The sequence below is a fragment of the Pseudomonas sp. TMW 2.1634 genome, assembly GCF_001703595.1.
In the GTDB taxonomy this organism is placed as follows: domain Bacteria; phylum Pseudomonadota; class Gammaproteobacteria; order Pseudomonadales; family Pseudomonadaceae; genus Aquipseudomonas; species Aquipseudomonas fragi.
The window spans coordinates 4,278,805-4,301,213 of record NZ_CP016849.1; the positions used below are offsets into that span (position 1 = coordinate 4,278,805).

Below are 22,409 nucleotides of genomic sequence, written 5' to 3' on the forward strand. Positions count from 1 at the left end.
ACTCTTGAACGTTTAAGGACTGGTCATGATAAGCAGACTGGCGTAGAACGCCAAATCAATGACCCGCCTTTGTGGGAGCGGGCTTGCTCGCGATGCAGACAACCCGGTGTATCTGATATGGCCGCAGTGATGCTATCGCGAGCAAGCCCGCTCCCACAGAAACAAGCGTTATGAACCTACTGCGGCGCCGTGGTCTAACCTGAACTCTTTGAAAGGAAATGCCTGCATGAAGTCTGTTCTTGCGTTGCTGTCTGTATTGGCGCTGCCGGTGATGGCCGCCGAGCCGACCCTTTATGGGCGTTACGAGTACATAAAATTGCCGGAAATCGGCCAGACCCTTAAAGCCAAGATGGACACGGGTGCCTTGACCGCGTCGCTGTCGGCCAAAAATATCCAGACCTTTACCCGTGACGGTGAAGAGTGGGTGCGCTTCCAGCTGGCCACCGAAGGCGCAAGCAGCAAAGTGTATGAACACAAGGTGGCGCGCATCAGCAAAATCAAAAGCCGTGCCGATGAAGATGAAGACCGGGATACCCCCGAAAGTGCCAGGCGCCCGGTGGTGGATCTGGAAATGTGCCTGGGTAACGTCAAGCGCACCGTGGAGGTCAATTTGACTGACCGCAGCAGCTTCAATTACCCGCTGTTGATTGGCGCCAAGGCACTGCGTGAGTTTGGCGCGGCGGTAAACCCGGCGCGGCGGTATACGGCGGACAAGCCGGATTGCTGAGTCAACCCCTGGCCCTCACCCCAACCCTCTCCCGGAGGGAGAGGGTTGGGGTGAGGGGCTTTCAGGCTTTCGGGTTAACTGGACCAGGGCGCCTTGCGTGAGTTGTTCAGTGTGGTGAGGTAGCTGTCGCCACCCAGCTGGTTCATCTGCTGACGAATCCAGCCGGCGCGGCGGCTGACATAGGTGCTGGGGTGGCTGGCACTCCAGTTCAGCGGGCTGGGCAGCACGGCCGCCAGATAACTGGCCTGCTGGCGCGAAAGGTTTTTCGCGCTCACACCAAAGTGATGCTGCGCTGCGGCTTCGGCGCCGAACACGCCTTCATCCCACTCCGCACTATTGAGGTACACCTCAAGAATCCGCTGCTTGGGCCACAACACTTCAATCAATGCGGTAAACCAGGCCTCCAGGCCTTTGCGCAGCCAACTGCGGCCAGACCACAAAAACAGGTTCTTCGACACCTGTTGGCTCAGCGTACTGGCGCCGCGCAACGTACCGCCCTGCTCGTTGTGGATCAGTGCGGCCTTGATCGCGCCGAAGTCAAAACCCCAGTGCTCGGGGAATTTCTGATCTTCACCCGCCATGACCGCAACTTTCAGTTCGTCGGATATTTCATCCCACGGCCGCCAACTGCGTTGCAGGTCAATCGGCTGGCCTTCTAGCCACGACTCGACCTTGCGCTCGACCATCAGTGCCGTACCTGGCGGTGGCACCCAGCGAAAAACCAGCACCAGCAATGCGCTGCCCACTGCGAACCAGAGCAGGACCTTGAGAAAGCGATGAACCAGAATACGCAGCATGGATGACTTGGCCGAACCCGTTGAGCGGGCCATTATACAGACCCTGCGCCATTCCATGATCCTGACGGGAGTTACCCATGCTGCGCGTTTACCTGATGCTGGCCGCCTTTTTCGGCTTCACCGGTGTTGCTCTGGGTGCATTCGCTGCCCACGGTCTGAAAGGCCGCCTGACTGAGCAATATCTGGCTATTTTTCATACAGGCGTGACCTACCAACTGGTCCACACCCTGGCCCTGTTTGGCGTGGCTCTGCTGGCCACCCACCTTCCCGGGCGCCTGGTGACCTGGGCGGGTATCTGCTTCACCCTCGGGATCGTGCTCTTTTCCGGCAGCCTGTACCTGCTGACCATGACCGGCATCAGCAAGCTGGGGATCATTACCCCCTTTGGCGGCCTGGCCTTTTTGGCCGGCTGGTTGTGCCTGGGGCTGGCCGCCTGGCGCCTTGGCTGAGCCGGCAAGATGAATGGCTTGGGTCGACCTGACTGATCGGGCTAGAATGCTGGCCCCTTAAAATGAAGGCAGCGTCGCGCATGCTCATTCAGTTGAACGGTGAATCCTTTGAACTACCGGACGGCGAGACCGTCGCCGACCTTTTGGCCCGTCAGGAGCTGACCGGCCGTCGGGTTGCGGTGGAGCTGAACCTGGACATTGTCCCGCGCAGCCAGCATGCCGAAACGGTACTTAAAGCAGGTGATCAGGTCGAAGTGGTGCACGCCATCGGTGGCGGCTAAGTATTGCCACACGCGTCACGCTCACCCCGCAGTGCACATAATTAAAGAGGATTCCCGATGAGCAACGTTCGCAACGACAAGCCTTTTACCCTGGCTGGCCGTACTTATCAGTCGCGCCTGCTGGTGGGCACCGGCAAGTACCGTGACCTTGAAGAAACCCGCCTGGCCATCGAAGCCTCGGGTGCCGAGATCGTCACCGTTGCCGTGCGTCGCACCAACATCGGTCAGAATCCTGGCGAGCCTAACCTGCTCGACGTGCTGCCGCCGGATCGCTACACCATCCTGCCGAACACCGCCGGTTGCTACGACGCAGTCGAAGCCGTGCGCACCTGCCGCCTGGCCCGTGAGCTGCTCGATGGCCACAAGCTGGTCAAGCTGGAAGTGCTCGCCGATCAGAAAACCCTGTTCCCCAATGTGATCGAAACCCTCAAGGCCGCCGAGATTCTGGTCAAGGACGGTTTCGACGTGATGGTGTACACCAGTGATGACCCGATCATTGCGCGTGAACTCGAGGCGATGGGCTGTATTGCCGTGATGCCGCTGGCTGGCCTGATCGGCACTGGCCTGGGGATTTGCAACCCCTACAACCTGCGCATCATCCTTGAAGAAGCCAAAATTCCGGTGCTGGTCGATGCGGGCGTGGGCACTGCCTCCGACGCGACCATTGCCATGGAAATGGGCTGTGAAGCGGTGCTGATGAACTCGGCCATCGCCAACGCCCAGCATCCAATCATCATGGCCGAAGCCATGAAACACGCCATTGTGGCGGGCCGCCTGGCGTATCTGGCCGGGCGCATGCCGAAAAAACTCTATGCCAGCGCCTCTTCGCCGCTGGATGGTCTGATCAAGTAAGAGCCACTGATGACTGAATCACTAGACACCCCAATCCCGGAAGAAGGCGAAGATCGCCAACACCGTCGCATCAAGAGTTTTGTGATGCGCGCCGGGCGCATGACCGAAGGCCAGCAACGCGGTCTCGATCAAGGCACGCCGCTGTATGTACTGCCGCTGGCTGACGCGCCAGTCGATTTCGACCAGGTGTTCGGTCGCTCTGCGCCGCGCACCCTGGAAATCGGTTTTGGCATGGGCCATTCCCTGCTGGAAATGGCCGCGGCTTCGCCTGAACAGGACTTTATCGGGGTTGAGGTTCACCGCCCGGGTGTGGGTGCGCTGCTCAATGGCGTGCTGACTCAAGGCCTGACCAACCTGCGGGTTTACGATTGCGATGCCATCGAAGTCCTGACCCGTTGCGTGGCAGACAACAGCCTTGACCGCCTGCTGCTGTTCTTCCCGGACCCTTGGCACAAGAGCCGTCACCACAAGCGCCGGATCGTGCAAGCGTCCTTCGCGGAGCTGGTGCGCTCCAAGCTCAAGGTGGGCGGCGTGTTGCACATGGCGACCGACTGGGAACCGTATGCTGAATACATGCTGGAAGTGATGAACGTCGCGCCGGGTTATCGCAACCTGGCTGAAGACGGCAAGTGCGTGCCACGTCCGCCTGAGCGCCCGGTGACCAAGTTCGAACGCCGCGGCGAACGCCTGGGTCATGGCGTGTGGGATTTGAAGTTCGAAAAACTGGCGTAAGCGGTTTTTCAATCACCGATCTCACCCTGCTTTGGGGTCGGTGAAGTTCGTACGGTATCTGTGGGAGCGGGCTTGCTCGCGATGGCATCACAGCGGTGAATCAGCTGCACCGCGTTGCCTGTATCGCGAGCAAGCCCGCTCCCACAAGATATCCTGGGTGTTCCTCAGCGCCGATCCGCCACAACCCCGATCAACACCAGCACCACCAACAACACCGGCGCCAGGCTGTAGTTGTTGAACTGGCTCAGCCCGCGTTCCACCCACGGCGTGGCGTAGATCAGGGCCGCACCGCTGCCGATCAGGCACAGCAATGCCATCAATGGCACGCGCAAAGCCCCGGCAATGCTGCCCAGACGCTGCTCGACCCAGCTCTTGAAGTCGGCACCAAACAGCACCAGCACACAGCCAATCAACGCCAGGGCAATCTCCGAGAGATGGCTGCGGCTCCAGCGCGATACGGTGGCAAGCAGGTCAAGTACCAAGTCCATTCGAGTTCCTTAGATCAAAAAGTGCTGCAACAAGTCGTTGAGAAACAGCTGGCCCCGGGCGGTTGCCGCCAGGCGTGACGGTTCGACCTGCAATAAGCCACTTTGTTCGGCTGCTTTGCGTCCAATGCTCAAGCTGTCCAGTGCCAGACCGGTGCGCTGCGGGTAGAGCGCTGAATCAACGCCGTCGGTCAGGCGCAAGGCGTTCATTAGAAACTCAAAAGGTAGCTCTTCAGCTGTAAGGGTTTTCTCGCCTGCTTGAAAGTTTTTCGCCGGATTCAGGTAGTCCTTAGGCAGGCGAGTTTTCCAGGTGCGCACGATGCGACCATCAGGATGGCTCAGTTTGCCGTGGGCGCCAGCGCCAATGCCGATAAAATCGCCAAAGCTCCAGTAGTTGAGGTTATGCCGCGCCGGGCGGCCAGGCTGGGCATAGGCCGATACTTCATACTGGGTGTAGCCATGTTCGGCGAGCAGCGCCTGGCCGGCTTCCTGAATGTCCCACAGGGTGTCGTCTTCGGGGAGCACCGGCGGCTGGTTCCAGAACACCGTATTGGGCTCCAGTGTCAGCTGATACCACGACAGGTGGGTCGGCTTGAGCGCGATGGCCTGGCGCAGGTCGCTCAGGGCGTCGTCCAGGGACTGGTCGGGCAGGCCGTGCATCAGGTCCAGGTTGAAGTTGTCAAAACCTGCCTGGCGCGCCATGCCGGCCGCACGCACGGCTTCGTCACCGTTGTGGATGCGGCCCAGGGCCTGCAGTTTTTCTTGCTGGAAGCTCTGGATACCGATCGACAGGCGGTTGATGCCCAGCTTGCGGTAAGCCACGAATTTTTCCTGCTCGAAAGTGCCCGGGTTGGCTTCCAGGGTGATTTCGATGTCGCCGGCAAACGGGATGCGCGCCTCAACGCCCTTGAGCAGGCGCCCCAGCGCTTGCGCACTGAACAGGCTTGGCGTGCCGCCACCGAAGAAGATCGAGCTCAGCTCGCGGCCATAAACCGCGTGCAGGTCCTGATCAAGATCGGCCAGCAGCGCGTCAACGTATTCGTCTTCGGGCAGCACCGGGCTGGCGGTGTGGGAGTTGAAATCGCAATACGGGCATTTGCGCACGCACCACGGAATATGGATATACAGCGACAGGGGTGGCAATTGGCTCAGCGGCGCACGCGGCGCCTGCTGGGTAAAGCCAGCCGCGCCCAGATAGAGCGGCTGTGGAGGTGTGTCGTGGGTCATTTCAGGCCCAAACGCTGACGCAGCAGGACCATGGCGCGAGCACGATGGCTTAGCTGGTTTTTCTCAGTGGGGCTCAGTTCGGCGCTGGAGCAGTTGCGCTCAGGTACCCAGAACAGCGGGTCATAGCCAAAACCGTGTTCACCACTGGCGGCAGGCAGGATGCGCCCTTGCCACAGGCCCTCGCAGATGATCGGCAGCGGGTCGTCGGCGTGGCGCACCAGTGCCAGCACGCAGACAAACTGTGCACCGCGCTCGGCTTCAGGCACGTCCTTGAGGGCGTCGAGCAGCTTGGCGTTGTTCGCGGCATCACCTTTGCCGTCCGCGTAACGGGCCGAGTAAATGCCCGGCGCGCCGCCAAGAAAGTCCACCGCCAGCCCCGAGTCGTCGGCCAGTGCCGGCAAACCCGAGAGACGCGCCGCATTACGGGCTTTAAGAATCGCGTTCTCAACAAACGACAAGCCGGTTTCTTCCGGCTCGACGCTGCTGAATTCTCCAATCGAGCGCAACTGCACCGACTCGCCGAGCATGGCCTGAAGTTCTTTGAGTTTGCCGGCGTTGTGGCTAGCCAGTACCAGTTGCGTAAGGTTCATCATTCGATTGGAGCGACCATTTGGGAAAATTGGAGGGTTTCAGAGGTGGCGCCGCCAGCCTTCACATCCACCTTGAAGGTGAAGGTCTGCGGCCCGGCCACCGGGAACTGGGCCAGGTAATTGATTTCGCCGTTCTTGCCCACCTGACGGAACGTCAGCGGCGTTGGCTTGGCATCGCCGGTCTGCACCGTGCCTTGAACGTTGGCGGCAATGTTCTTGCCGCCCTTGTTCAGGGTGATGTTGAGCACCCCGTTGGTTTTACTGCGGGTGACCTCAAATTCGTTGGCGATGTCCGGCGTAAGGAAAGTCGACGGGAACGCGTTGTAATACACCGTTGTGTCGCCAAACGTCTGCTGACGCTGGGCAGAGGTGCCGTCAGCGGCAAACGCCTGCATGCCAAAACACATCGAAAGCAGTAGTAATCCAATACGACCCATTGTCACTCTCCTTGAACTTGCCGGTTTAGACCGCGACTTGATGATCCTGAAGGCCAGGACTGCTGACACGATAAATGCCAATCTCGCCCAACAGGTTAGGCCATATCTTGCTCGCCCACCCGTGTCGGTGTTGTTGATCTACGGCAAGGCGGTTGATCACTTGTGCTTCGCGCTCGCGGCACAGCGCTTCGAAGTCTTCGAACGTACAGAAGTGAATGTTCGGCGTGTTGTACCAGGTGTACGGCAGAAATTCGGAAACCGGCATCCGCCCCTTGCTGGCCAGGTACCAGCGGCAGCGCCAGTGACCGAAGTTGGGGAAGGTGATGATGCACTGGCGGCCGACGCGCAACATTTCGTCGAGGATCCGGTCGGGGTAATGCACGGCCTGCAGCGCCTGGGTCATGACCACGATGTCGAAACTGTTGCTGGCGAAGTTGCCCAGGCCCTTGTCCAGGTCCTGCTCGATGACATTGATGCCCTTGGCGACGCATTCGGCGATGTTGTCCGGGTCGTTTTCCAGGCCATAGCCGGTGACTTGCTTGTTGTCGCGCAGCCAGCTCAGCAGTTCGCCATCACCACAACCGAGGTCGAGCACGCGGCTGCCGGCGGGGATCCAGTCTTGGATGATTTCCAGGTCGGCTCTCATGGCGTTCTCACAGTTCTATGCGGTTCATGTAGTTGCTGAAGGCTTGCAGGTAACGCGGGATCGGAATCAGGAAGGCGTCATGGCCTTGCGGAGCATCGATTTCCAGGTAGCAGACGTCTTTTTTCGCCGCCATCAGTGCATCCACCAGCTCCCGCGAACGGGCCGGCGAGAAGCGCCAGTCGGTGGTGAACGACATCACGCAGAAGCGCGCCTTGGCCCCGGCAAAGGTTTTGGCCAGGTCGTTGTCGAAGTTGGCGGCCGGGTCGAAGTAGTCCAGCGCCTTGGTCATCAGCAGGTAAGTGTTGGCATCGAAGCGCCCGGAGAACTCTTCACCCTGATAACGCAGGTAGCTCTCGACCTGGAACTCGACGCTGTGGAAGTCGTAGTTGAGGTTTTCGTTCTTCAGGCCACGGCCGAATTTTTCACCCATCGAGTCATCGGACAGGTAGGTGATGTGCCCGACCATGCGCGCCAGCATCAGGCCGCGCTTGGGAATCACGCCTTTTTCCTGGAACGAACCGCCGTGGAACTCGGGGTCGGTGAGGATGGCCTGGCGGGCGACTTCGTTGAACGCGATGTTTTGCGCGGACAATTTGGGCGCCGAGGCAATTGCCAGGCAATGGCGCAGGCGATCCGGGTAGCTGATGCTCCACTGCAACGCCTGCATGCCGCCCAGGCTGCCACCGATCACGGCGGCCCACTGGTTGATGCCCAGGCGGTCAGCCAGGCGCGCCTGGCTGTGCACCCAGTCTTCAACGGTCAGTACCGGGAAGTCAGCGCCAAACGGGCGACCGGTTTGCGGGTTGAGGCTGCTTGGGCCGGTAGAACCGTTGCACCCGCCCAGGTTGTTGAGGCTGACGACGAAGAACTTGTTGGTGTCGATGGGCTTGCCGGGGCCGATGCAGCTGTCCCACCAACCGGGCTTGCGATCGTCGGCGCTGTGGTAGCCCGCCGCGTGATGATGCCCTGACAGCGCGTGACAGATGAGCACGGCATTGCTGGCCGTGGCATTGAGCTGGCCGTAGGTTTCGTAAATCAGTTCATAGGCAGGCAGTGAGCGGCCGCAGGCGAGTGCCAGGGGCTCGTTGAAGTGCGCTGTTTGCGGCACGACCAGACCAACGGAATCGGGGGGAAAGGCAGCTGGCATCGACCCTGCTCTCATTTAAATGAGGCGTAAGTCTAATGAGCGGGGGGCGCAGCAGCAAGCAATGGTCTGGGCTGATTTTATGACCTGTAGCCAAACTCGGTGGGAGCGGGCTTGCTCGCGATTGCATCACCGCTGTTTGTCGACAGACTGCGGTGCCAGGATCGCGGGCAAGCCCGCTCCCACAGGTTCAGGGTCGGACCAAACCCGGCAAGTCCGGCAGTTTTTTCGGCGCATGTAAACGCACGCGCTTCTGCCGGTTGAGTTCGCCGCTGATCAGGCTCACCTGGCTTTTGGCAATGCCGAACGCCTTGGCCAGGAAGGCCATCAGGTGGGCGTTGGCCTTGCCTTCTACCGGCGGGGCGGTGAGGCGGATTTTCAGACGGTCACCGTGCAGGCCGGCAAACTCGTCGCTGCTGGCCTTGGGTTGCAGGTGACAGTCGAGAATCAGGTCCTCGCCGTCCCACCGGAAGTAGCTCATCAGATCAGGCCGAACAACATGACCGGCATGCCGACATACATGGCCAATGGCGGGATCACGAAGCTCTGGATCAGTTGGATGACCATGAACGCCAGGATCGGCGAGATATCCAGGCCGCCCATGCTTGGCAGGAAGCGGCGGAACGGCGCCAGGGCCGGTTCGGTGATCTGGTTGACCAGTTCAGCGCCCGGGCTGACGCTGCCCGGTGCTACCCACGACAGGATCACGCTGATGATCATGGCGAAGAAGAACACCTTCAGGAACAGCGCGGTGACGCCAATGATCGCCCACAGCAACAGGCCCAGAATGTTGAAGGACATGTAGCTGAGCGTCAGGACCACGGCGAAGATCACCATCTGCACGAGAATCGCCAGCACCAGTGACGACATGTCCAGGCCGAACACGCTCGGGATCACCCGGCGCAGCGGCTTGAGCAGCGGCTGGGTGGCCTTGACGATGAACTGGCACAGCGGGTTGTAGAAGTTGGCCCGCACCAGCTGCAGGATAAACCGCAGCAGTACGATCAGCAGGTAGAGGCTACCCAGGGTTTGAATCACGAAAATGGCAGCGCCATTAAGTCCGGACATCATGTGCTCCTTTATTGACCCAGTTGTTCGGCCATTTCGGCCGAGCGGTGCGCGGCGGCACTCAATGCTTTTTCGACCGAGGCGGCAAAGCCGTCAGCCTGGAATGATTTGATCGCAGCTTCAGTGGTGCCCGCTGGCGAGGTCACACGGCGGCGCAGTTCGGCGGCATCGACATCGCTGGCCACGGCCATGTGTGCGGCGCCCAGCGCGGTCTGCTCGGCCAGTTGCTTGGCCACGTCACGCGGCAGGCCGAGTTTGACGCCGGCGTCGGTCATGGCTTCGATCAGCAGGAAGAAGTACGCCGGGCCGCTGCCGGACACGGCCGTCACGGCATCGATCTGCGCTTCACTGTCCACCCACACCACAATGCCCACGGCGCTGAGCAGTTGCTCCGCCTGCTGGCGTTGCTCGGCGGTGACGTCGGCAGTGGCGAACAGGCCGCTCACACCCTTGCCCAGCAGGGCCGGGGTGTTGGGCATGCAGCGCACCAGCGGCTGGCTGCCCAGCCAGTTGAGCAGGCTGGCGCAGGTAATGCCGGCAGCAATCGAGACCAGCAATTGATGGGGCTGCAGATGCGGGCGCAGGTCCTGGCACACGGCTTTCATGGCCTGTGGCTTGACCGCAATGACAATCACGTCGGCGTCCTGGATGGCTTGCGCGTTATCGGCAAACAGTTCGATGCCATGCTCAGCGGCCACTTTGGCCCGCGTCTCGGCACCCGGATCGCTGGCGCGGATCTGTGCTGCATCCAGGCCTTTGGCCAACAGGCCGCCGATCAGGCTGGACGCCATGTTGCCGGCGCCGATAAAGGCAATACGCGTTTTGCTCATAACCGATCCTTATAAAAAATGAGATAGGCCCTTTCAGGCCTGGCCGTAGTCGCGGGCGCCAAATAATGCAGTGCCGATGCGCACCCAGGTGGCGCCTTGGGCAATGGCTGACTCCAGGTCGTGGCTCATGCCCATTGAAAGCGTGTCGAGGCCCATGTTCAGGCGCTCTTGCAGCGTGCGCACCTGCGCAAAAGCAGCATCCTGCTCGGCGCGGTCCTCAGTGGGCTCCGGAATCGCCATCAAGCCGCGCAGCTTCAAGCGTGGCAGGGCGCTGATGGCGGCCGCCAGCGCAGGCAAGTCTGCCGGGGTACAGCCCGATTTGCTGGCTTCACCGCTGACATTGACCTGGATGCAGATATTGAGCGGCGGCAAGTCTGCCGGGCGTTGTTCAGACAAACGCTGGGCAATCTTGAGCCGGTCGACGGAATGCACCCACGCAAAATGCTCGGCGATATCACGCGTCTTGTTCGATTGAATGGGGCCGATGAAGTGCCAACACAAGGGCAGGTCGGCCAATTCGACCTGTTTGGCGCGGGCTTCCTGCAGGTAGTTCTCGCCAAAGTCGCGAACCCCGGCGGCATGGGCCTCACGCAGCGCGGCGGCAGGCTTGGTCTTGCTGACCGCGAGTAGATGAATGCTGGTTACATCACGGTGAACAGCCAGTGCAGCGGCACGGATACGCGCCTCAACCTGGGCAATGTTGCCTGCTATCGTGGACATTCGTTTAAGCCCGCCGTTGTGAAAGTCAGCGGCATTCTACTGGAATTGGCAGGGGGGATGGATATCGCCGGCCTGTCGCCGGGGGAGGGAGCGAAGATTGGAGCGCAGGGGCCGGGAGTTGGCAGCGATAACGCTGTGGGAGCGGCGGTGCTCCCACAGCATCAAAAGCAAAAGCGGTGTTAGCGTTGCACAACCTGCAGTGTGGACTTCTCTTTAGGCAGCACACGTTTGGCGACCACATAGTGGCTCTGCCAGTACGGCTTTTGCAGGGTGTCGATCGTCACCGACTTGCCGCGACGCGGAGCGTGGATAAAGCGGTCGTTGCCCAGGTAAATGGCAACGTGGTTGACCTTGCGGCTCTTGATGTTGAAAAACAGCAGGTCGCCGGGTTTCAAGTCCTTGCGCTCGACTTTTTGCCCATGACCACTGGCCATTTCACTGGAGGTGCGCGGCAAATCAACGGCGGCTACGTCATTAAAGGCGTATTTGACCAGCCCGCTGCAGTCGAACCCTTTACTTGGGCTGCTACCGCCCCAACGATAAGGGGTGCCCAGCACGTTTACGGCGCGGCTCAGGACCGTGCTGCTCTGCTTGTTGGCGGCAGCCAGGGACGCCGCTGCCATTTTGCCCGGGGCCTTGCGGTGGGCTTTACTGGTGGCAGGACGTGCTACGGTCTTGCTGGTAGAGGCAACATAGGGTGCAGCCGCAGATGACTTTGCGGTGTAGCCGGTGAAGCCCGAAGGAAGGTGTTGCTCACGATTGGTGGCGTGGGCGGCCAGTGGCAATAATAGGCAAATGGTTAGCCATGTCTTGAATATAGGACGCATTCGGCAGGGCTCAATGGTTATAAACGCGAAACTTTATAACAGCTTTTTTGTCCTTTCTCAGGCCATTTGTCAGGTGGACTGTGGGGTCAATTTCCGCAAAGGTGATGGCAAATTGTCGCATGGCGAGGGTGCAGGTCAGGTAGTACAAGGCTTTGCGCCAATTCTTGTAAGACACTTTTACCTTTTGCACGACAGTAAAAAAGTCACAAAAAACTTCACAATATTTTTCTATCAGCAGCAAAGAGGGCATTTATGAGCGGCTATCGAGACGATGTACAGCGCGATACTCACAGCAAAGTGCTGGGTTATTTGCTGTGGATTTTTGGTTTCCTGGGTGCGCACCGCTTCTATTACGGCAAGCCGGTGACCGGGACGATCTGGTTTTTCACCTTGGGCTTGCTGGGTATTGGCTGGCTGATCGACTTGTTCCTGATCCCGAGCATGGACCGTGAAGCCGACTTGCGGTTTATCGCAGGTGACACTGACTACAGCGTGTCATGGATTCTGCTGACGTTTCTGGGGGTATTTGGCGTACATCGCATGTACATGGGCAAATGGATCACGGGGATCATCTACCTGTTTACCGGTGGTTTGTTCCTGATCGGTATCCTGTATGACTTCTGGACCTTGAACGAGCAGATCTCGATCAAGAACGCAGAGCGTCGTTAAGCAGCATATTCAAGAGGGTGGGAGCGGGCTTGCTCGCGATTGGTGCAACCCGGTCTTTCAGAAAGACCGAGGCGCCTGAATCGCGGGCAAGCCCGCTCCCACAGGGGGCATATCAGGCCTTAGCCTTCGTAGCTGATCCGCCCATCCACCAGCGTGTAACGCACGGCACCCGGCAGGCAATGGCCGAGGAACGGGCAGTTGTCGCCTTTGGAATGCCATTTCTCACCCACCAGGGTCGAGGCCGCCGGGTCAAACAGCACCAGGTCTGCTGCCGAACCCACCGCCAGCTTGCCGGCTGGCAGGCGCAGGGCGTCAGCCGGGCCAGCGCTCAGGCGGCTGAGCAGCGTCGGCAAGTCGAGCAAGCCGTCTTCGACCAGGGTCATTGCCAGCGGCAGCAGCACTTCAACGCTGCTCATGCCCGGTTCGGTCGCGCCGAACGGGGCCAGCTTGGCGTCACGCTCGTGGGGCTGGTGATGGCTGGAGATGGCCTGCACCACACCCGACTTCACGGCCTCACGCAGGCCATCACGGTCGGCGCGCGTGCGCAGCGGCGGTTGCACATGGTAAACGCTGGAGAAATCCACCAGCGCTTCGTCAGTCAGGATCAGCTGATACAACGCCACATCCGCAGTGACTTTCAGGCCGCGAGCCTGGGCCTGGGCGATCAGGGCCACACCGCGGGCGCTGGTCAGCTGGCTGAAGTGCGCGCGCACGCCGCTTTGCTCAACCAGCAGCAGGTCACGGGCCAAGGCTACGGTTTCGGCGGTTTCCGGAATGCCCGGCAAACCACGGAACGCTGCCATCGCGCCGTCGTGAGCGATACCGCCCTCGGCCAGATCACGGTCCTGGGAGTGGAAGATCACGGTCAGGTCGAACGTGGCCGCATACTCCAGTGCCCGGCACAGGGTGCGGGTGTTGGTGAAGCTGTTGAGGCCGTTGCCAAATGCCACGCAGCCCGCGTCGCGCAGGGCGATCAGCTCGGCCAGTTGCTCGCCGTCCAGGCCTTTGCTCAACGCACCGATCGGGAACACCTTGCAGTTGCCGGCTTCACGGGCGCGGTCCAGGATCAGTTCGGCGACGGCCGAGGTGTCCAGCACCGGTTTGGTGTGCGGCGGGCAGCACAGGCTGGTGACGCCACCTGCCGCAGCGGCGCGGGTCTCGCTGGCGATGGTGCCTTTGCGGCTGTAGCCCGGCTCGCGCAGGGCAACGTTAAGGTCAACCAGCCCGGGGGCGGCCACCAGGCCCTTGGCCTCGATGGTTTGCGTGGGGGTGAAACCGGCTGGCGCTGCACCGATGGCAACGATCTTGCCGGCTTCCAGGTGCAGGTCAGTCACTTGATCCAGCTGGCTGGTCGGATCTATTACGCGGGCGCCGAGAATGCTGAGCTTCACTGGGCGTTCTCCTGTTCGAATTGGCGCTGGGCGGTTTGCCCGCTCATGGTCATGGACAACACCGCCATGCGCACGGCAATGCCGTAGGTCACCTGGTTGAGGATCACCGAGTGCGGGCCATCGGCCACCGCAGACTCAATCTCGACGCCACGGTTGATCGGCCCCGGGTGCATGACGATGCAATCAGGCTTGGCCCCGGCCAGGCGTGCAGTGGTCAGGCCGAACAGGCGGTAGAACTCGCCTTCGCTCGGCAGCAGGCCACCGGACATGCGCTCGCGCTGCAGGCGCAGCATGATCACTACGTCGACGTCTTTGAGGCCTTCGGTCATGTCGGTGTAGACCTTGACGCCGTATTGCTCGATGCCGATCGGCAGCAGGGTTTTCGGCGCGATAACGCGAATGTCCTGACAGCCCAGGGTCTTGAGGGCGATCATGTTCGAGCGCGCTACCCGTGAGTGCAGGATGTCGCCGACGATGGCCACCGACAGGTTTTCGAAGCCGCCCTTGTGCCGACGGATGGTCAGCATGTCGAGCATGCCCTGGGTCGGGTGGGCGTGGCGGCCGTCGCCGCCGTTGATGATCGCCACCTGCGGGCACACGTGCTCGGCAATAAAGTGCGCGGCGCCGGAGTCGCCGTGGCGCACCACGAACATGTCGGCGGCCATCGCTTCAAGGTTGCGCAGGGTGTCGAGCAGGGTTTCGCCCTTGCTCGCCGACGAGGTCGACACGTTGAGCGTGATCACGTCGGCCGACAGGCGCTGGGCGGCCATTTCGAAGGTGGTGCGGGTGCGGGTGGAGTTTTCGAAGAACACGTTGCATACGGTCTTGCCGCGCAGCAACGGGACTTTTTTCACCGCCCGGGCGCCGACTTCGAGGAACGAGTCGGCGGTGTCGAGGATCTCTGTCAGCAGCTCGCGGCGCAAACCGTCGAGCGACAGAAAGTGGCGCAGCTGGCCCTGGTCATTGAGCTGCAGCGGGCGCTTGGTGTCAGTCGGCGTCATCGCAATGGTCTCTTAAGGGGCTAGGTCTTGAAGTTCGAGTGTCAGTGGCGCAGGGCCGGACAATTTTACCCGCTCGCTCGGCTTGAGCGACAAGGTTGCGCCCACCACATCCGGGCGGATCGGCAGTTCGGCGGCGTCCAGGTCCAGCAAGCTGACCAGGGTGACGCTGGCCGGACGACCATAGTCGAACAACTCGTTCAGCGCTGCGCGAATGGTCCGACCGCTCATCAGCACGTCGTCGATCAGCACCAGGTGCTGGCCTTCGATTTCAAACGGCAGCTCGGAAGGGCGCACCTGCGGGTGCAAGCCGTTCTGGCTGAAGTCATCGCGGTAGAACGATACATCCAGCGTGCCCAGCGGTGCATCGCTGCCGAGCGCCTTGAGCAGCGCCTGGGCAACCCAGATGCCGCCGGTGCGGATACCGATGTAACGCGGCTCGGTGATGCCGCGACGGGCCAGATGGGCCTTCAGATCAAGGGCCATCTGGGAGATCAGTTCAGCGGGAACAGGCAGGATCATGGTGGCTCCTTAAAAGGCCCGCGCAGCACAACGTGCGGCGGCGGGCGCAAACAATGAGGCGGGTCAATGGTACAAACGCCGGGTCAGTCTTGAGAGTGCGCCGGGTTTTCGTCGAGCCAGCCTTGCAGCACCAGTTTGGCGGCGATGGCATCGACGGGGTTGTCGCGGTAACTGCCGCGCTGGCCGCCCTGGGCCCGGCGTTCGCCCTTGGCCTCGAAGGTGGTCAGGCGTTCATCATGGGTAAAAACCGGCAGATTGAAGCGGCCATTCAGGCGATTGGCAAATTTTTGTGCCCGGGCGCAGAAGTCGCTCGGGGTGCCGTCCATGTTCAAGGGCATGCCGACCACCATCGCGTCGGGCTGCCATTCCTTGATCAGCTTTTCGATCTCTTCCCACTTGGGGATGCCATTCTCGGCTTTCAGGTTACACAGCTCGCGGGCCTGGCCAGTAATCATCTGGCCTACAGCCACGCCGATGGAGCGGGTGCCGTAGTCGAAGCCCAGCAATAAACGAAGGCTGGCCATCAGGAATGGCCTGCTTGGGTGCTTAACAAGTTGAGGTTCACTCCGAGGTGTTTGGCGGCCGCGTCGAGGCGCAGCTCGCTTGGGGTATCAAACAGGATATGCGCCGAATACGGGCAGGTCAGCCAGGCGTTGTCAGCCAGTTCGGCTTCAAGCTGGCCAGCATCCCAGCCGGCATAGCCCAGGCAGATCAGGCTGCGGTTCGGGCCGCGGCCATCGGCAATGCTGAACAACACATCGGCAGAAGTGCTCAGGGCCAGCCCGTCGTCGAGTTCGACGGTGGCGTCAAAGTTCATGCTGGCCGGGTGCAGGACAAAGCCGCGGTCAATCATGACCGGCCCGCCACCGAAGATCGGTACATGCTGGCACAGCGGTGAAGAAGGTTGTTCCGGGCGCAACTGCTCAAGAACATCCGCCAGGCTCAGTTCCAGCGGGCGGTTGATCATCAGCCCCATGGCACCATTGGCCGTGTGCTCGACGATGTAGGTCAAGGAATGGGCAAAGTTCGGGTCGGCCATATGGGGCATGGCGATCAGGAATTGATGCTTGAGGTAAGTCGGCGCGTGTTTTTTCATGAGTCTTAGTGTGGCGCTGGCAACGTGAACTGACAAGTTGGGCGATCAAGATTCCTGGGTCTTTGTGGGAGCGGGCTTGCTCGCGATACCGGCGGCGCGGTTTAACGTTAAAACGCAGCGATCCAATCGCGAGCAAGCCCGCTCCCACCGTTGCCCTGTGGATCAGTTGCTGGACAGGCGGTCGCCTTCGGCGAATTTCCAGGTGCGGATAATCTCCAGCCGGTCGATATCCGCCAGGTCACCGGTAAACGGGGCAAAAGGTGCCGCCAGGCGCACGATGCGTTGTGCCGCCTGGTCCAGCAGCGGCTGGCCCGAAGACTCAAGCACCAGCACTTCATGCAGCGAGCCGTCGCGGTTGATCGACACCAGCAGGCGCAGCTTGCCGTAGATCTTTTCCCGGCGCGCCTGCTCAGGGTAGTTGAGGTTGCCGATGCGTTCGATCTTCTTGCGCCAGTCCTCTTTGTACCAGGCGCCCTTGTCGCGCATGGTCGAGGCCGCGCTCATGCGATAGATCTTCGGACGCTTGGCGTACAGCTGTTGCTCGTTGGCCAGTTCGGCCTCGAGGCTGGAAATCTCGCTGGACAGCTGCGAGCTGTCGAACGTTGGAATGCTGGCCTTGGGCGCCGCCTCGGTCTTGACCTTCTGCGGCTGGCTCGGGGCTTTTTTCGCTGCGGGTGCCACGGTGGTCACGGCGGCCTTGGGCGCGGCCTGGGGCTGCTCGGGTTTGGCGGCAGGCGGCGGGGTGACCTTTTTGACGCTGTTGTCCTGGAAAGGGGCGACCTCGGTGGTCTTGGGCACGGCTTTCTTGTCCAGCGTGCCGCTGCCCTGCTGGTTGTCCTGGGCCAGAAAGTCGGCTTTTTCCGGGGCTTTCTCGCTTTTGAAGGTGGACAGGGTGATTTCCAGGGTTTTGCTGACCGGCTTGGGCGCTTCCAGGCTGAACCCCACGCCGACGATCACGGCGATGTGCAGCAACGCCGCGACAAACAGGGTAAATCCAAGGCGATCGGCCGCGCGCACGCCTTTATGGCTGAGTTCGGGGGGCAGGTCGCTGGGGAGTGTCATGGCAAAAAGACCAACATCGCGGGTTTCACAGGGTGCGCATGATAGCGCAATGTTGGTCTATTACAGGCTGTTGCAGATCAGCGAGCCGCCAGCTTGCGCTCGATTGCATCCATCAGCAGGGCGCCGATATTGGTGCCGAAGGCATTGTCGATCTCGCGAATGCAGGTCGGGCTGGTGACGTTGATTTCGGTCAGGTGCTCACCGATCACGTCCAGGCCTACGAACAACAGGCCTTTTTCACGCAGTGTCGGGCCAACCTGGGCTGCAATCCAGCGGTCCTTTTCGCTTAGCGGGCGAGCTTCGCCACGGCCACCTGCAGCGAGGTTGCCACGGGTTTCGCCCTGCGCCGGGATCCGTGCCAGGCAGTAATCGACCGGCTCGCCGTCGATCATCAGGATGCGTTTGTCGCCATCCTTGATCGCCGGCAAATAGCCTTGCGCCATGATCTGCTGGGTGCCGTTGAGGGTCAGGGTTTCGAGGATCACCGACAGGTTGGGGTCACCCACGCGGTGACGGAAAATCGAGGTGCCGCCCATGCCGTCCAGCGGCTTGAGGATCACGTCACCGTGCAAGGCCGCAAACTCACGCAACACGTCGGCGCGGCGGCTGACCACGGTCGGCGGCGTGCATTGGGTGAATTGGGTGGCGAACAGCTTTTCGTTACAGTCGCGCAGGCTCTGCGGTTTGTTGACGATCAGCACGCCATCACGCTCGGCCTGTTCCAGCAGGTAGGTGGAGTACACGAACTCCATGTCGAAGGGCGGGTCCTTGCGCATCAGGATCACGTCCAGATCGCTCAGGGCCGTGTCGGTCTCGGCGTCCAGCTCAAACCATTTTTCCGGGTTGGCGAACACCTTCAGCGGCTTCATGCGGGCCCGGGCCTTGCCTTCACTCAGGTAAAGGTCTTGCTGTTCCATGTAGAACAGGGTCCAGCCGCGATCCTGGGCGGCCAGCAACATGGCCAGCGAGCTGTCCTTTTTATAGGAGATGCCCGCAATGGGGTCCATGACAATCCCGACTCGAACGCTCATGGCAAATTCCTCAAATAAAGTGAGTGACGATCTGATCGTGTGGGAGCGGGCTTGCTTGCGATGACATCACTGCGATTTGCCTGACAGACCGCAGCGCTTGTATCGCGAGCAAGCCCGCTCCCGCACAGGGATCGGTATGACCTGAAAAGTGGCGCCAGAGTGGCGCTGAGTGTGGCCTCGGTCAAGGAAAAACCGCCGCTTGGACCCTTCGATAGATTGAAGGTCGTGACTGTGCTAAAAAGGCTCGCACAGTGCTTGCAACCCTTGTCCATCAAGGAGTTGGGGGTATAAGCCGCACACTTGTAACAAAATGGGTCGCCGTGGCGATGGTAGAGCACATATGCAAAAGCATTCCAGCGCCTTGAAGGTGATGGTGATCGACGATTCGAAAACCATTCGCCGCACCGCCGAAACGCTGCTGAAAAACGTGGGCTGCGAGGTTATTACCGCCATCGATGGTTTCGATGCGCTGGCCAAGATTGTCGACCACCCTCCGCACATTATCTTTGTCGACATCATGATGCCGCGTCTGGATGGTTATCAGACCTGCGCACTGATCAAGAGCAATCGGGCGTTCAAGTCGATCCCCGTGATCATGCTGTCGTCCAAGGACGGCCTGTTCGACAAGGCCAAGGGGCGGATCGTGGGTTCTGATCAATTTTTGACCAAACCGTTCAGTCGCGACGAATTGCTGAGCGCGATCAAGGCTCATGTGCCAGCCTTCAATATTCTACCCAGTGCCCAATAACACCCGGCCAGCCGGCCAACCACCTGATAAATGGGGAACACCATGGCTCGCATTCTGATCGTCGATGACTCGCCGACTGAAATGTACAAATTGACCGGCATGCTCGAAAAGCACGGCCATGAAGTGCTCAAGGCAGAAAACGGCGCAGACGGCGTCGCCCTGGCACGACTGGAAAAACCCGATCTGGTGTTGATGGATATCGTGATGCCGGGCCTCAACGGCTTTCAGGCTACGCGCCAGCTTACAAAAGACCCGGAAACAAGCTACATCCCGGTTATCGTAGTGACTACCAAGGATCAGGAAACCGATATGGTCTGGGCCCAGCGCCAGGGTGCCAAGGGTTACCTGACCAAGCCGGTGGATGAAGAGCAGTTGATCCTCAAGGTGAAAAAAGTCCTGGAAGAAAACCCTCCAAAATGACGGTCACCCTATGCCCGGCGCATTGACAGCCTTTGAACTGCTGCTTGAGATCGACCAGCGCTGTCGCTCGCTGGCGGCAGGCCTGGTGCCTGCCCAGGCACAGCTCGATACTTGGAGCGGTATTGGTTTTCGCATCGGCGAACAGTGTTTTGTGGCGCCGATGGGCGAAATTGCCGAAATCCTGCATGAGCCGCGGTTTACCCTGTTGCCCGGTGTAAAGCCCTGGGTCAAGGGCGTGGCCAATTTGCGCGGGCAACTGTTGCCGATCATGGACCTGTGCGGGTTTTTCGGCATTGAGCTGTCACCCTTGCGCAAACAGCGCCGCGTGTTGGTGCTGGAATACAAAGACGTGTTTGTCGGCCTGCAGGTCGATGAAGTGCAAGGCATGCAGCACTTTGCCCACGCCGACCTCAATACTGATACGCAAACCCTGCCCCATCCGGTGTTTGCGCCCTATGTGCAAGGGCACTTTGCCGCTGAGCAGCTGTGGTGGGTTTTTAGCCCGTTTGCCCTGGCCCGCGCTCCACAATTCTGGGCGGTGGCCGTGTGAACAGGCCTTCAGCTTTAATACGGGATCTCAGGACCTGATCGATGACCACAGCCAATACCGCTAAGCCAATGGAAGGGTCGCGCAGTCGTTCGCAGATCATCGTGCTGTTTATCGCCCTGATCGTGTTCATCATGCTGTTGTTCGCCAACTTTGCGTACCTCAATACCCAGTCCAACTACGACAAGCAGTACATCAGCCACGCGGGCGAGTTGCGGGTGTTGTCCCAGCGCATTGCCAAGAACGCCACCGAAGCCGCTGCCGGCAAAGCCGCCGCATTCAAGTTGCTGATCGATGCGCGCAATGATTTCAGCCAGCGCTGGGGCTATCTGAAAAAAGGTGACCCGGCCACCGGCCTGCCTCCTGCGCCTGCGGCCGTACACAAGGAAATGCAGGCGGTGCAGCGTGACTGGGAGCTGCTGCTCAATAACGCCAACGCCATCCTGGCCAGTGAACAAACCGTGCTGTCGCTGCATCAGGTGGCCGCCACGCTGGCCGAGACCGTGCCGCAGTTGCAGGTCGAATACGAGAAAGTCGTCGAAATCCTCCTGCAACGTGGCGCCCCCGCCAGCCAGGTGGCCCTGGCCCAGCGCCAGTCCTTGCTGGCCGAGCGTATTCTGGGGGCGGTCAATACGGTGCTGGCCGGCGACGAAAATGCCGCCCAGGCTGCAGGTGCCTTTGGGCGTGATGCCAACCGTTTCGGGCAAGTGCTCAACGGCATGCTTGAAGGCAATGAAGGGTTGCGTATTACCCAGGTTGAAGACAAGGATGCCCGCGCCCGCCTGCAGGAAATTTCCGAACTGTTCCAGTTTGTCTCCGGTTCCGTGGACGAAATCCTCGAAACCTCGCCGCAACTGTTCCATGTGCGGGAAGCGGCAAACACCATTTTCAGCCTGTCGCAAACCTTGCTCGACGAAGCCTCGACCCTGGCCAATGGCTTTGAAAACCTCGCCAGCGGTCGCTCGCTGGACATTATCGGCGGCTACGTTCTGGGCTTGCTGGCCCTGGCATCGATTATCCTGATCGGCCTGGTGATGGTGCGCGAAACTAACCGCCAGTTGCGTGAAACGGCTGAAAAGAACGAACGAAACCAGAATGCGATCATGCGCCTCCTCGACGAAATTGCCGACCTGGCCGACGGCGACCTGACCGTGACCGCCTCGGTGACCGAAGACTTTACCGGTGCCATTGCCGATTCGATCAATTATTCCATCGACCAACTGCGCGAACTGGTGGCCACCATCAACCTGACGGCAGGGCAGGTGGCCGCAGCGGTGCAGGAAACCCAGGCCACCGCCATGCAACTGGCCGAAGCGTCCGAGCATCAGGCCCAGCAAATCGCCGAGGCCTCGGGGGCGATCCAGGAAATGGCCCATTCCATCGATCAAGTGTCTGCCAACGCTTCCGAATCTTCGGCGGTGGCCGAGCGCTCCGTGGCGATTGCCAACAAGGGCAATGAAGTGGTGCACAACACCATCCACGGCATGGACAACATTCGCGACCAGATCCAGGACACCGCCAAGCGGATCAAACGCTTGGGCGAGTCTTCCCAGGAAATCGGCGATATTGTCAGCCTGATTGATGACATTGCCGACCAGACCAATATTCTGGCACTCAACGCCGCCATCCAGGCATCGATGGCCGGTGATGCCGGGCGCGGCTTTGCCGTGGTAGCCGACGAAGTGCAGCGCCTGGCCGAGCGCTCATCGGCAGCGACACGGCAAATCGAGACGCTGGTGCGGGCCATTCAGGCGGATACCAACGAAGCGGTGATTTCCATGGAGCAAACCACCACGGAAGTGGTGCGTGGTGCCCGCTTGGCCCATGACGCCGGGGTCGCGCTGGAAGAGATCGAAGGCGTGTCGCAAAACCTGGCGGACCTGATTCAAAGCATCTCCAACGCCGCACAAAAGCAGACCACTTCGGCGGCGCAGATTTCCCTGACCATGAATGTCATTCAGCAAATCACCAATCAGACCTCGTCCGGCTCCACGGCGACGGCCGAAAGCATTGGCAACCTGGCCAAAATGGCCAGCCAATTGCGGCGCTCGGTGTCCGGCTTCACGTTGCCTGCTCCGTCCAAAGACCATGAGCCACAGTAATGCGCAGCAAT

Annotated in this window: 30 protein-coding genes; 10 read left to right on the forward strand and 20 right to left on the reverse strand. The window is 60.5% G+C overall.

Annotation, left to right across the window (positions count from 1 at the left end; all coding sequences use genetic code 11):
- Nucleotides 1–226 precede the first annotated feature (226 nt).
- Entirely contained in the window at nt 227–727 is a 501-nt protein-coding gene (locus BFC21_RS20245) for an ATP-dependent zinc protease (protein ID WP_088378763.1), read from the forward strand.
- A 74-nt stretch (nt 728–801) separates the two neighbouring features.
- Here BFC21_RS20245 and mtgA read toward each other — a convergent pair whose 3' ends face one another.
- Nucleotides 802–1,557 carry a monofunctional biosynthetic peptidoglycan transglycosylase gene (gene mtgA / locus BFC21_RS20250; protein WP_371914921.1) on the reverse strand — a complete coding sequence of 252 codons (756 nt, stop codon included), beginning with the start codon at nt 1,555–1,557 and terminating at the stop codon, nt 802–804.
- A 44-nt stretch (nt 1,558–1,601) separates the two neighbouring features.
- Between mtgA and BFC21_RS20255 the strand changes: the two genes are divergently transcribed.
- The 4 genes from BFC21_RS20255 to trmB all read left to right on the forward strand — a co-directional run bounded on the left by BFC21_RS20255 (nt 1,602) and on the right by trmB (nt 3,838).
- On the forward strand, nt 1,602–1,973 hold the full coding sequence (locus tag BFC21_RS20255; RefSeq protein ID WP_095003922.1) for a DUF423 domain-containing protein: 372 nt from the start codon (nt 1,602–1,604) through the stop codon (nt 1,971–1,973).
- An 80-nt stretch (nt 1,974–2,053) separates the two neighbouring features.
- Nucleotides 2,054–2,254, forward strand: a complete 201-nt coding sequence (gene thiS / locus BFC21_RS20260) for a sulfur carrier protein ThiS (protein ID WP_016782550.1) — start codon at nt 2,054–2,056, stop codon at nt 2,252–2,254.
- Nucleotides 2,255–2,311: 57 nt separating this feature from the next.
- Complete coding sequence (locus tag BFC21_RS20265; RefSeq protein ID WP_086795669.1) at nt 2,312–3,106, forward strand: thiazole synthase; 795 nt, start codon at nt 2,312–2,314, stop codon at nt 3,104–3,106.
- A 9-nt stretch (nt 3,107–3,115) separates the two neighbouring features.
- On the forward strand, nt 3,116–3,838 hold the full coding sequence (gene trmB, locus BFC21_RS20270) for a tRNA (guanosine(46)-N7)-methyltransferase TrmB (protein ID WP_016782548.1): 723 nt from the start codon (nt 3,116–3,118) through the stop codon (nt 3,836–3,838).
- A 164-nt stretch (nt 3,839–4,002) separates the two neighbouring features.
- Here trmB and BFC21_RS20280 read toward each other — a convergent pair whose 3' ends face one another.
- The 12 genes from BFC21_RS20280 to BFC21_RS27330 all read right to left on the reverse strand — a co-directional run bounded on the left by BFC21_RS20280 (nt 4,003) and on the right by BFC21_RS27330 (nt 12,062).
- Nucleotides 4,003–4,326, reverse strand: a complete 324-nt coding sequence (locus BFC21_RS20280) for a DUF3392 domain-containing protein (RefSeq protein WP_088378764.1) — start codon at nt 4,324–4,326, stop codon at nt 4,003–4,005.
- Between the two features lie 9 nt (nt 4,327–4,335).
- On the reverse strand, nt 4,336–5,550 hold the full coding sequence (gene hemW, locus BFC21_RS20285; protein WP_088378765.1) for a radical SAM family heme chaperone HemW: 1,215 nt from the start codon (nt 5,548–5,550) through the stop codon (nt 4,336–4,338).
- Nucleotides 5,547–6,143: an RdgB/HAM1 family non-canonical purine NTP pyrophosphatase gene (gene rdgB / locus BFC21_RS20290; protein ID WP_088378766.1), complete on the reverse strand. Its 597-nt coding sequence runs from the start codon at nt 6,141–6,143 to the stop codon at nt 5,547–5,549. The genes hemW and rdgB overlap by 4 nt, the downstream gene beginning before the upstream one ends.
- Entirely contained in the window at nt 6,140–6,577 is a 438-nt protein-coding gene (locus BFC21_RS20295; protein WP_120266455.1) for a DUF4426 domain-containing protein, read from the reverse strand. Before BFC21_RS20295 ends, rdgB begins: the two co-directional genes overlap by 4 nt.
- A gap of 25 nt (nt 6,578–6,602) precedes the next feature.
- The gene (gene metW, locus BFC21_RS20300) at nt 6,603–7,223 is read right to left on the reverse strand and encodes a methionine biosynthesis protein MetW (protein WP_016782543.1); all 621 of its coding nucleotides are present in this window, start codon (nt 7,221–7,223) and stop codon (nt 6,603–6,605) included.
- A 7-nt stretch (nt 7,224–7,230) separates the two neighbouring features.
- The gene (locus BFC21_RS20305; RefSeq protein WP_088378768.1) at nt 7,231–8,370 is read right to left on the reverse strand and encodes a homoserine O-acetyltransferase; all 1,140 of its coding nucleotides are present in this window, start codon (nt 8,368–8,370) and stop codon (nt 7,231–7,233) included.
- A gap of 187 nt (nt 8,371–8,557) precedes the next feature.
- A complete protein-coding gene (locus BFC21_RS20310; protein ID WP_016782541.1) occupies nt 8,558–8,848 on the reverse strand; it encodes a DUF167 domain-containing protein in 291 nt (96 codons plus the stop codon).
- On the reverse strand, nt 8,848–9,435 hold the full coding sequence (locus tag BFC21_RS20315) for a YggT family protein (protein WP_088378769.1): 588 nt from the start codon (nt 9,433–9,435) through the stop codon (nt 8,848–8,850). The genes BFC21_RS20310 and BFC21_RS20315 overlap by 1 nt, the downstream gene beginning before the upstream one ends.
- A gap of 11 nt (nt 9,436–9,446) precedes the next feature.
- Entirely contained in the window at nt 9,447–10,265 is an 819-nt protein-coding gene (gene proC / locus BFC21_RS20320) for a pyrroline-5-carboxylate reductase (protein ID WP_016782539.1), read from the reverse strand.
- 33 nt (nt 10,266–10,298) lie between these two features.
- Nucleotides 10,299–10,985, reverse strand: coding sequence for a YggS family pyridoxal phosphate-dependent enzyme (locus tag BFC21_RS20325; protein ID WP_088378770.1), 687 nt, complete (start codon nt 10,983–10,985; stop codon nt 10,299–10,301).
- Between the two features lie 179 nt (nt 10,986–11,164).
- Nucleotides 11,165–11,812 (reverse strand): C40 family peptidase, encoded by a 648-nt coding sequence (locus BFC21_RS20330; protein ID WP_029611615.1) that lies wholly within the window; start codon nt 11,810–11,812, stop codon nt 11,165–11,167.
- A 10-nt stretch (nt 11,813–11,822) separates the two neighbouring features.
- Nucleotides 11,823–12,062 carry a hypothetical protein gene (locus BFC21_RS27330; protein WP_029611614.1) on the reverse strand — a complete coding sequence of 80 codons (240 nt, stop codon included), beginning with the start codon at nt 12,060–12,062 and terminating at the stop codon, nt 11,823–11,825.
- Between the two features lie 2 nt (nt 12,063–12,064).
- Between BFC21_RS27330 and BFC21_RS20340 the strand changes: the two genes are divergently transcribed.
- Nucleotides 12,065–12,481, forward strand: a complete 417-nt coding sequence (locus tag BFC21_RS20340; protein ID WP_120266457.1) for a TM2 domain-containing protein — start codon at nt 12,065–12,067, stop codon at nt 12,479–12,481.
- 119 nt (nt 12,482–12,600) lie between these two features.
- On the opposite strand, the gene BFC21_RS20345 is transcribed toward BFC21_RS20340, so the two are convergent.
- From BFC21_RS20345 to gshB, 7 genes are all read right to left on the reverse strand, one after another.
- Nucleotides 12,601–13,872, reverse strand: a complete 1,272-nt coding sequence (locus BFC21_RS20345) for a dihydroorotase (RefSeq protein ID WP_088378772.1) — start codon at nt 13,870–13,872, stop codon at nt 12,601–12,603.
- Nucleotides 13,869–14,873: an aspartate carbamoyltransferase catalytic subunit gene (locus BFC21_RS20350; RefSeq protein ID WP_088378773.1), complete on the reverse strand. Its 1,005-nt coding sequence runs from the start codon at nt 14,871–14,873 to the stop codon at nt 13,869–13,871. Before BFC21_RS20350 ends, BFC21_RS20345 begins: the two co-directional genes overlap by 4 nt.
- 12 nt (nt 14,874–14,885) lie before the next feature.
- On the reverse strand, nt 14,886–15,392 hold the full coding sequence (gene pyrR, locus BFC21_RS20355) for a bifunctional pyr operon transcriptional regulator/uracil phosphoribosyltransferase PyrR (RefSeq protein ID WP_016782531.1): 507 nt from the start codon (nt 15,390–15,392) through the stop codon (nt 14,886–14,888).
- An 83-nt stretch (nt 15,393–15,475) separates the two neighbouring features.
- On the reverse strand, nt 15,476–15,916 hold the full coding sequence (ruvX, locus tag BFC21_RS20360) for a Holliday junction resolvase RuvX (RefSeq protein ID WP_088378774.1): 441 nt from the start codon (nt 15,914–15,916) through the stop codon (nt 15,476–15,478).
- On the reverse strand, nt 15,916–16,488 hold the full coding sequence (locus BFC21_RS20365) for a YqgE/AlgH family protein (protein WP_088378775.1): 573 nt from the start codon (nt 16,486–16,488) through the stop codon (nt 15,916–15,918). Before BFC21_RS20365 ends, ruvX begins: the two co-directional genes overlap by 1 nt.
- 162 nt (nt 16,489–16,650) lie before the next feature.
- Nucleotides 16,651–17,550, reverse strand: coding sequence for an energy transducer TonB (locus BFC21_RS20370; protein WP_088378776.1), 900 nt, complete (start codon nt 17,548–17,550; stop codon nt 16,651–16,653).
- Nucleotides 17,551–17,627: 77 nt separating this feature from the next.
- Complete coding sequence (gshB, locus tag BFC21_RS20375) at nt 17,628–18,581, reverse strand: glutathione synthase (protein ID WP_088378777.1); 954 nt, start codon at nt 18,579–18,581, stop codon at nt 17,628–17,630.
- A gap of 340 nt (nt 18,582–18,921) precedes the next feature.
- Here gshB and pilG point away from each other — a divergent pair, with 340 nt between their 5' ends.
- Genes pilG through BFC21_RS20395 form a run of 4 tightly spaced genes read left to right on the forward strand, consistent with a single transcriptional unit; the run spans nt 18,922 to nt 22,398 of the window.
- Nucleotides 18,922–19,329 carry a twitching motility response regulator PilG gene (gene pilG / locus BFC21_RS20380; RefSeq protein ID WP_016782526.1) on the forward strand — a complete coding sequence of 136 codons (408 nt, stop codon included), beginning with the start codon at nt 18,922–18,924 and terminating at the stop codon, nt 19,327–19,329.
- A 42-nt stretch (nt 19,330–19,371) separates the two neighbouring features.
- Complete coding sequence (gene pilH / locus BFC21_RS20385) at nt 19,372–19,749, forward strand: twitching motility response regulator PilH (protein ID WP_016782525.1); 378 nt, start codon at nt 19,372–19,374, stop codon at nt 19,747–19,749.
- A gap of 10 nt (nt 19,750–19,759) precedes the next feature.
- On the forward strand, nt 19,760–20,299 hold the full coding sequence (locus BFC21_RS20390; protein ID WP_016782524.1) for a chemotaxis protein CheW: 540 nt from the start codon (nt 19,760–19,762) through the stop codon (nt 20,297–20,299).
- Between the two features lie 41 nt (nt 20,300–20,340).
- Entirely contained in the window at nt 20,341–22,398 is a 2,058-nt protein-coding gene (locus tag BFC21_RS20395) for a methyl-accepting chemotaxis protein (protein ID WP_016782523.1), read from the forward strand.
- Nucleotides 22,399–22,409 lie beyond the last annotated feature (11 nt).

What these genes read in the sequence shown, in the direction of transcription:
- BFC21_RS20340 (WP_120266457.1), top strand. Translation starts at nt 12,065, where the DNA reads ATGAGCGGCTATCGAGACGATGTACAGCGCGATACTCACAGCAAAGTG.
- gshB (WP_088378777.1), bottom strand. Translation starts at nt 18,581, where the DNA reads ATGAGCGTTCGAGTCGGGATTGTCATGGACCCCATTGCGGGCATCTCC.
- BFC21_RS20350 (WP_088378773.1), bottom strand. Translation starts at nt 14,873, where the DNA reads ATGACGCCGACTGACACCAAGCGCCCGCTGCAGCTCAATGACCAGGGC.
- rdgB (WP_088378766.1), bottom strand. Translation starts at nt 6,143, where the DNA reads ATGATGAACCTTACGCAACTGGTACTGGCTAGCCACAACGCCGGCAAA.
- proC (WP_016782539.1), bottom strand. Translation starts at nt 10,265, where the DNA reads ATGAGCAAAACGCGTATTGCCTTTATCGGCGCCGGCAACATGGCGTCC.
- pyrR (WP_016782531.1), bottom strand. Translation starts at nt 15,392, where the DNA reads ATGATCCTGCCTGTTCCCGCTGAACTGATCTCCCAGATGGCCCTTGAT.
- BFC21_RS27330 (WP_029611614.1), bottom strand. Translation starts at nt 12,062, where the DNA reads ATGCCCTCTTTGCTGCTGATAGAAAAATATTGTGAAGTTTTTTGTGAC.
- ruvX (WP_088378774.1), bottom strand. Translation starts at nt 15,916, where the DNA reads ATGGCCAGCCTTCGTTTATTGCTGGGCTTCGACTACGGCACCCGCTCC.
- BFC21_RS20255 (WP_095003922.1), top strand. Translation starts at nt 1,602, where the DNA reads ATGCTGCGCGTTTACCTGATGCTGGCCGCCTTTTTCGGCTTCACCGGT.
- BFC21_RS20390 (WP_016782524.1), top strand. Translation starts at nt 19,760, where the DNA reads ATGCCCGGCGCATTGACAGCCTTTGAACTGCTGCTTGAGATCGACCAG.
- BFC21_RS20395 (WP_016782523.1), top strand. Translation starts at nt 20,341, where the DNA reads ATGACCACAGCCAATACCGCTAAGCCAATGGAAGGGTCGCGCAGTCGT.
- BFC21_RS20325 (WP_088378770.1), bottom strand. Translation starts at nt 10,985, where the DNA reads ATGTCCACGATAGCAGGCAACATTGCCCAGGTTGAGGCGCGTATCCGT.
- BFC21_RS20265 (WP_086795669.1), top strand. Translation starts at nt 2,312, where the DNA reads ATGAGCAACGTTCGCAACGACAAGCCTTTTACCCTGGCTGGCCGTACT.
- trmB (WP_016782548.1), top strand. Translation starts at nt 3,116, where the DNA reads ATGACTGAATCACTAGACACCCCAATCCCGGAAGAAGGCGAAGATCGC.
- BFC21_RS20280 (WP_088378764.1), bottom strand. Translation starts at nt 4,326, where the DNA reads ATGGACTTGGTACTTGACCTGCTTGCCACCGTATCGCGCTGGAGCCGC.
- BFC21_RS20330 (WP_029611615.1), bottom strand. Translation starts at nt 11,812, where the DNA reads ATGCGTCCTATATTCAAGACATGGCTAACCATTTGCCTATTATTGCCA.
- hemW (WP_088378765.1), bottom strand. Translation starts at nt 5,550, where the DNA reads ATGACCCACGACACACCTCCACAGCCGCTCTATCTGGGCGCGGCTGGC.
- BFC21_RS20370 (WP_088378776.1), bottom strand. Translation starts at nt 17,550, where the DNA reads ATGACACTCCCCAGCGACCTGCCCCCCGAACTCAGCCATAAAGGCGTG.
- BFC21_RS20315 (WP_088378769.1), bottom strand. Translation starts at nt 9,435, where the DNA reads ATGTCCGGACTTAATGGCGCTGCCATTTTCGTGATTCAAACCCTGGGT.
- BFC21_RS20295 (WP_120266455.1), bottom strand. Translation starts at nt 6,577, where the DNA reads ATGGGTCGTATTGGATTACTACTGCTTTCGATGTGTTTTGGCATGCAG.
- pilH (WP_016782525.1), top strand. Translation starts at nt 19,372, where the DNA reads ATGGCTCGCATTCTGATCGTCGATGACTCGCCGACTGAAATGTACAAA.
- BFC21_RS20365 (WP_088378775.1), bottom strand. Translation starts at nt 16,488, where the DNA reads ATGAAAAAACACGCGCCGACTTACCTCAAGCATCAATTCCTGATCGCC.
- pilG (WP_016782526.1), top strand. Translation starts at nt 18,922, where the DNA reads ATGCAAAAGCATTCCAGCGCCTTGAAGGTGATGGTGATCGACGATTCG.
- BFC21_RS20305 (WP_088378768.1), bottom strand. Translation starts at nt 8,370, where the DNA reads ATGCCAGCTGCCTTTCCCCCCGATTCCGTTGGTCTGGTCGTGCCGCAA.
- mtgA (WP_371914921.1), bottom strand. Translation starts at nt 1,557, where the DNA reads ATGGCCCGCTCAACGGGTTCGGCCAAGTCATCCATGCTGCGTATTCTG.
- metW (WP_016782543.1), bottom strand. Translation starts at nt 7,223, where the DNA reads ATGAGAGCCGACCTGGAAATCATCCAAGACTGGATCCCCGCCGGCAGC.
- thiS (WP_016782550.1), top strand. Translation starts at nt 2,054, where the DNA reads ATGCTCATTCAGTTGAACGGTGAATCCTTTGAACTACCGGACGGCGAG.
- BFC21_RS20310 (WP_016782541.1), bottom strand. Translation starts at nt 8,848, where the DNA reads ATGAGCTACTTCCGGTGGGACGGCGAGGACCTGATTCTCGACTGTCAC.
- BFC21_RS20245 (WP_088378763.1), top strand. Translation starts at nt 227, where the DNA reads ATGAAGTCTGTTCTTGCGTTGCTGTCTGTATTGGCGCTGCCGGTGATG.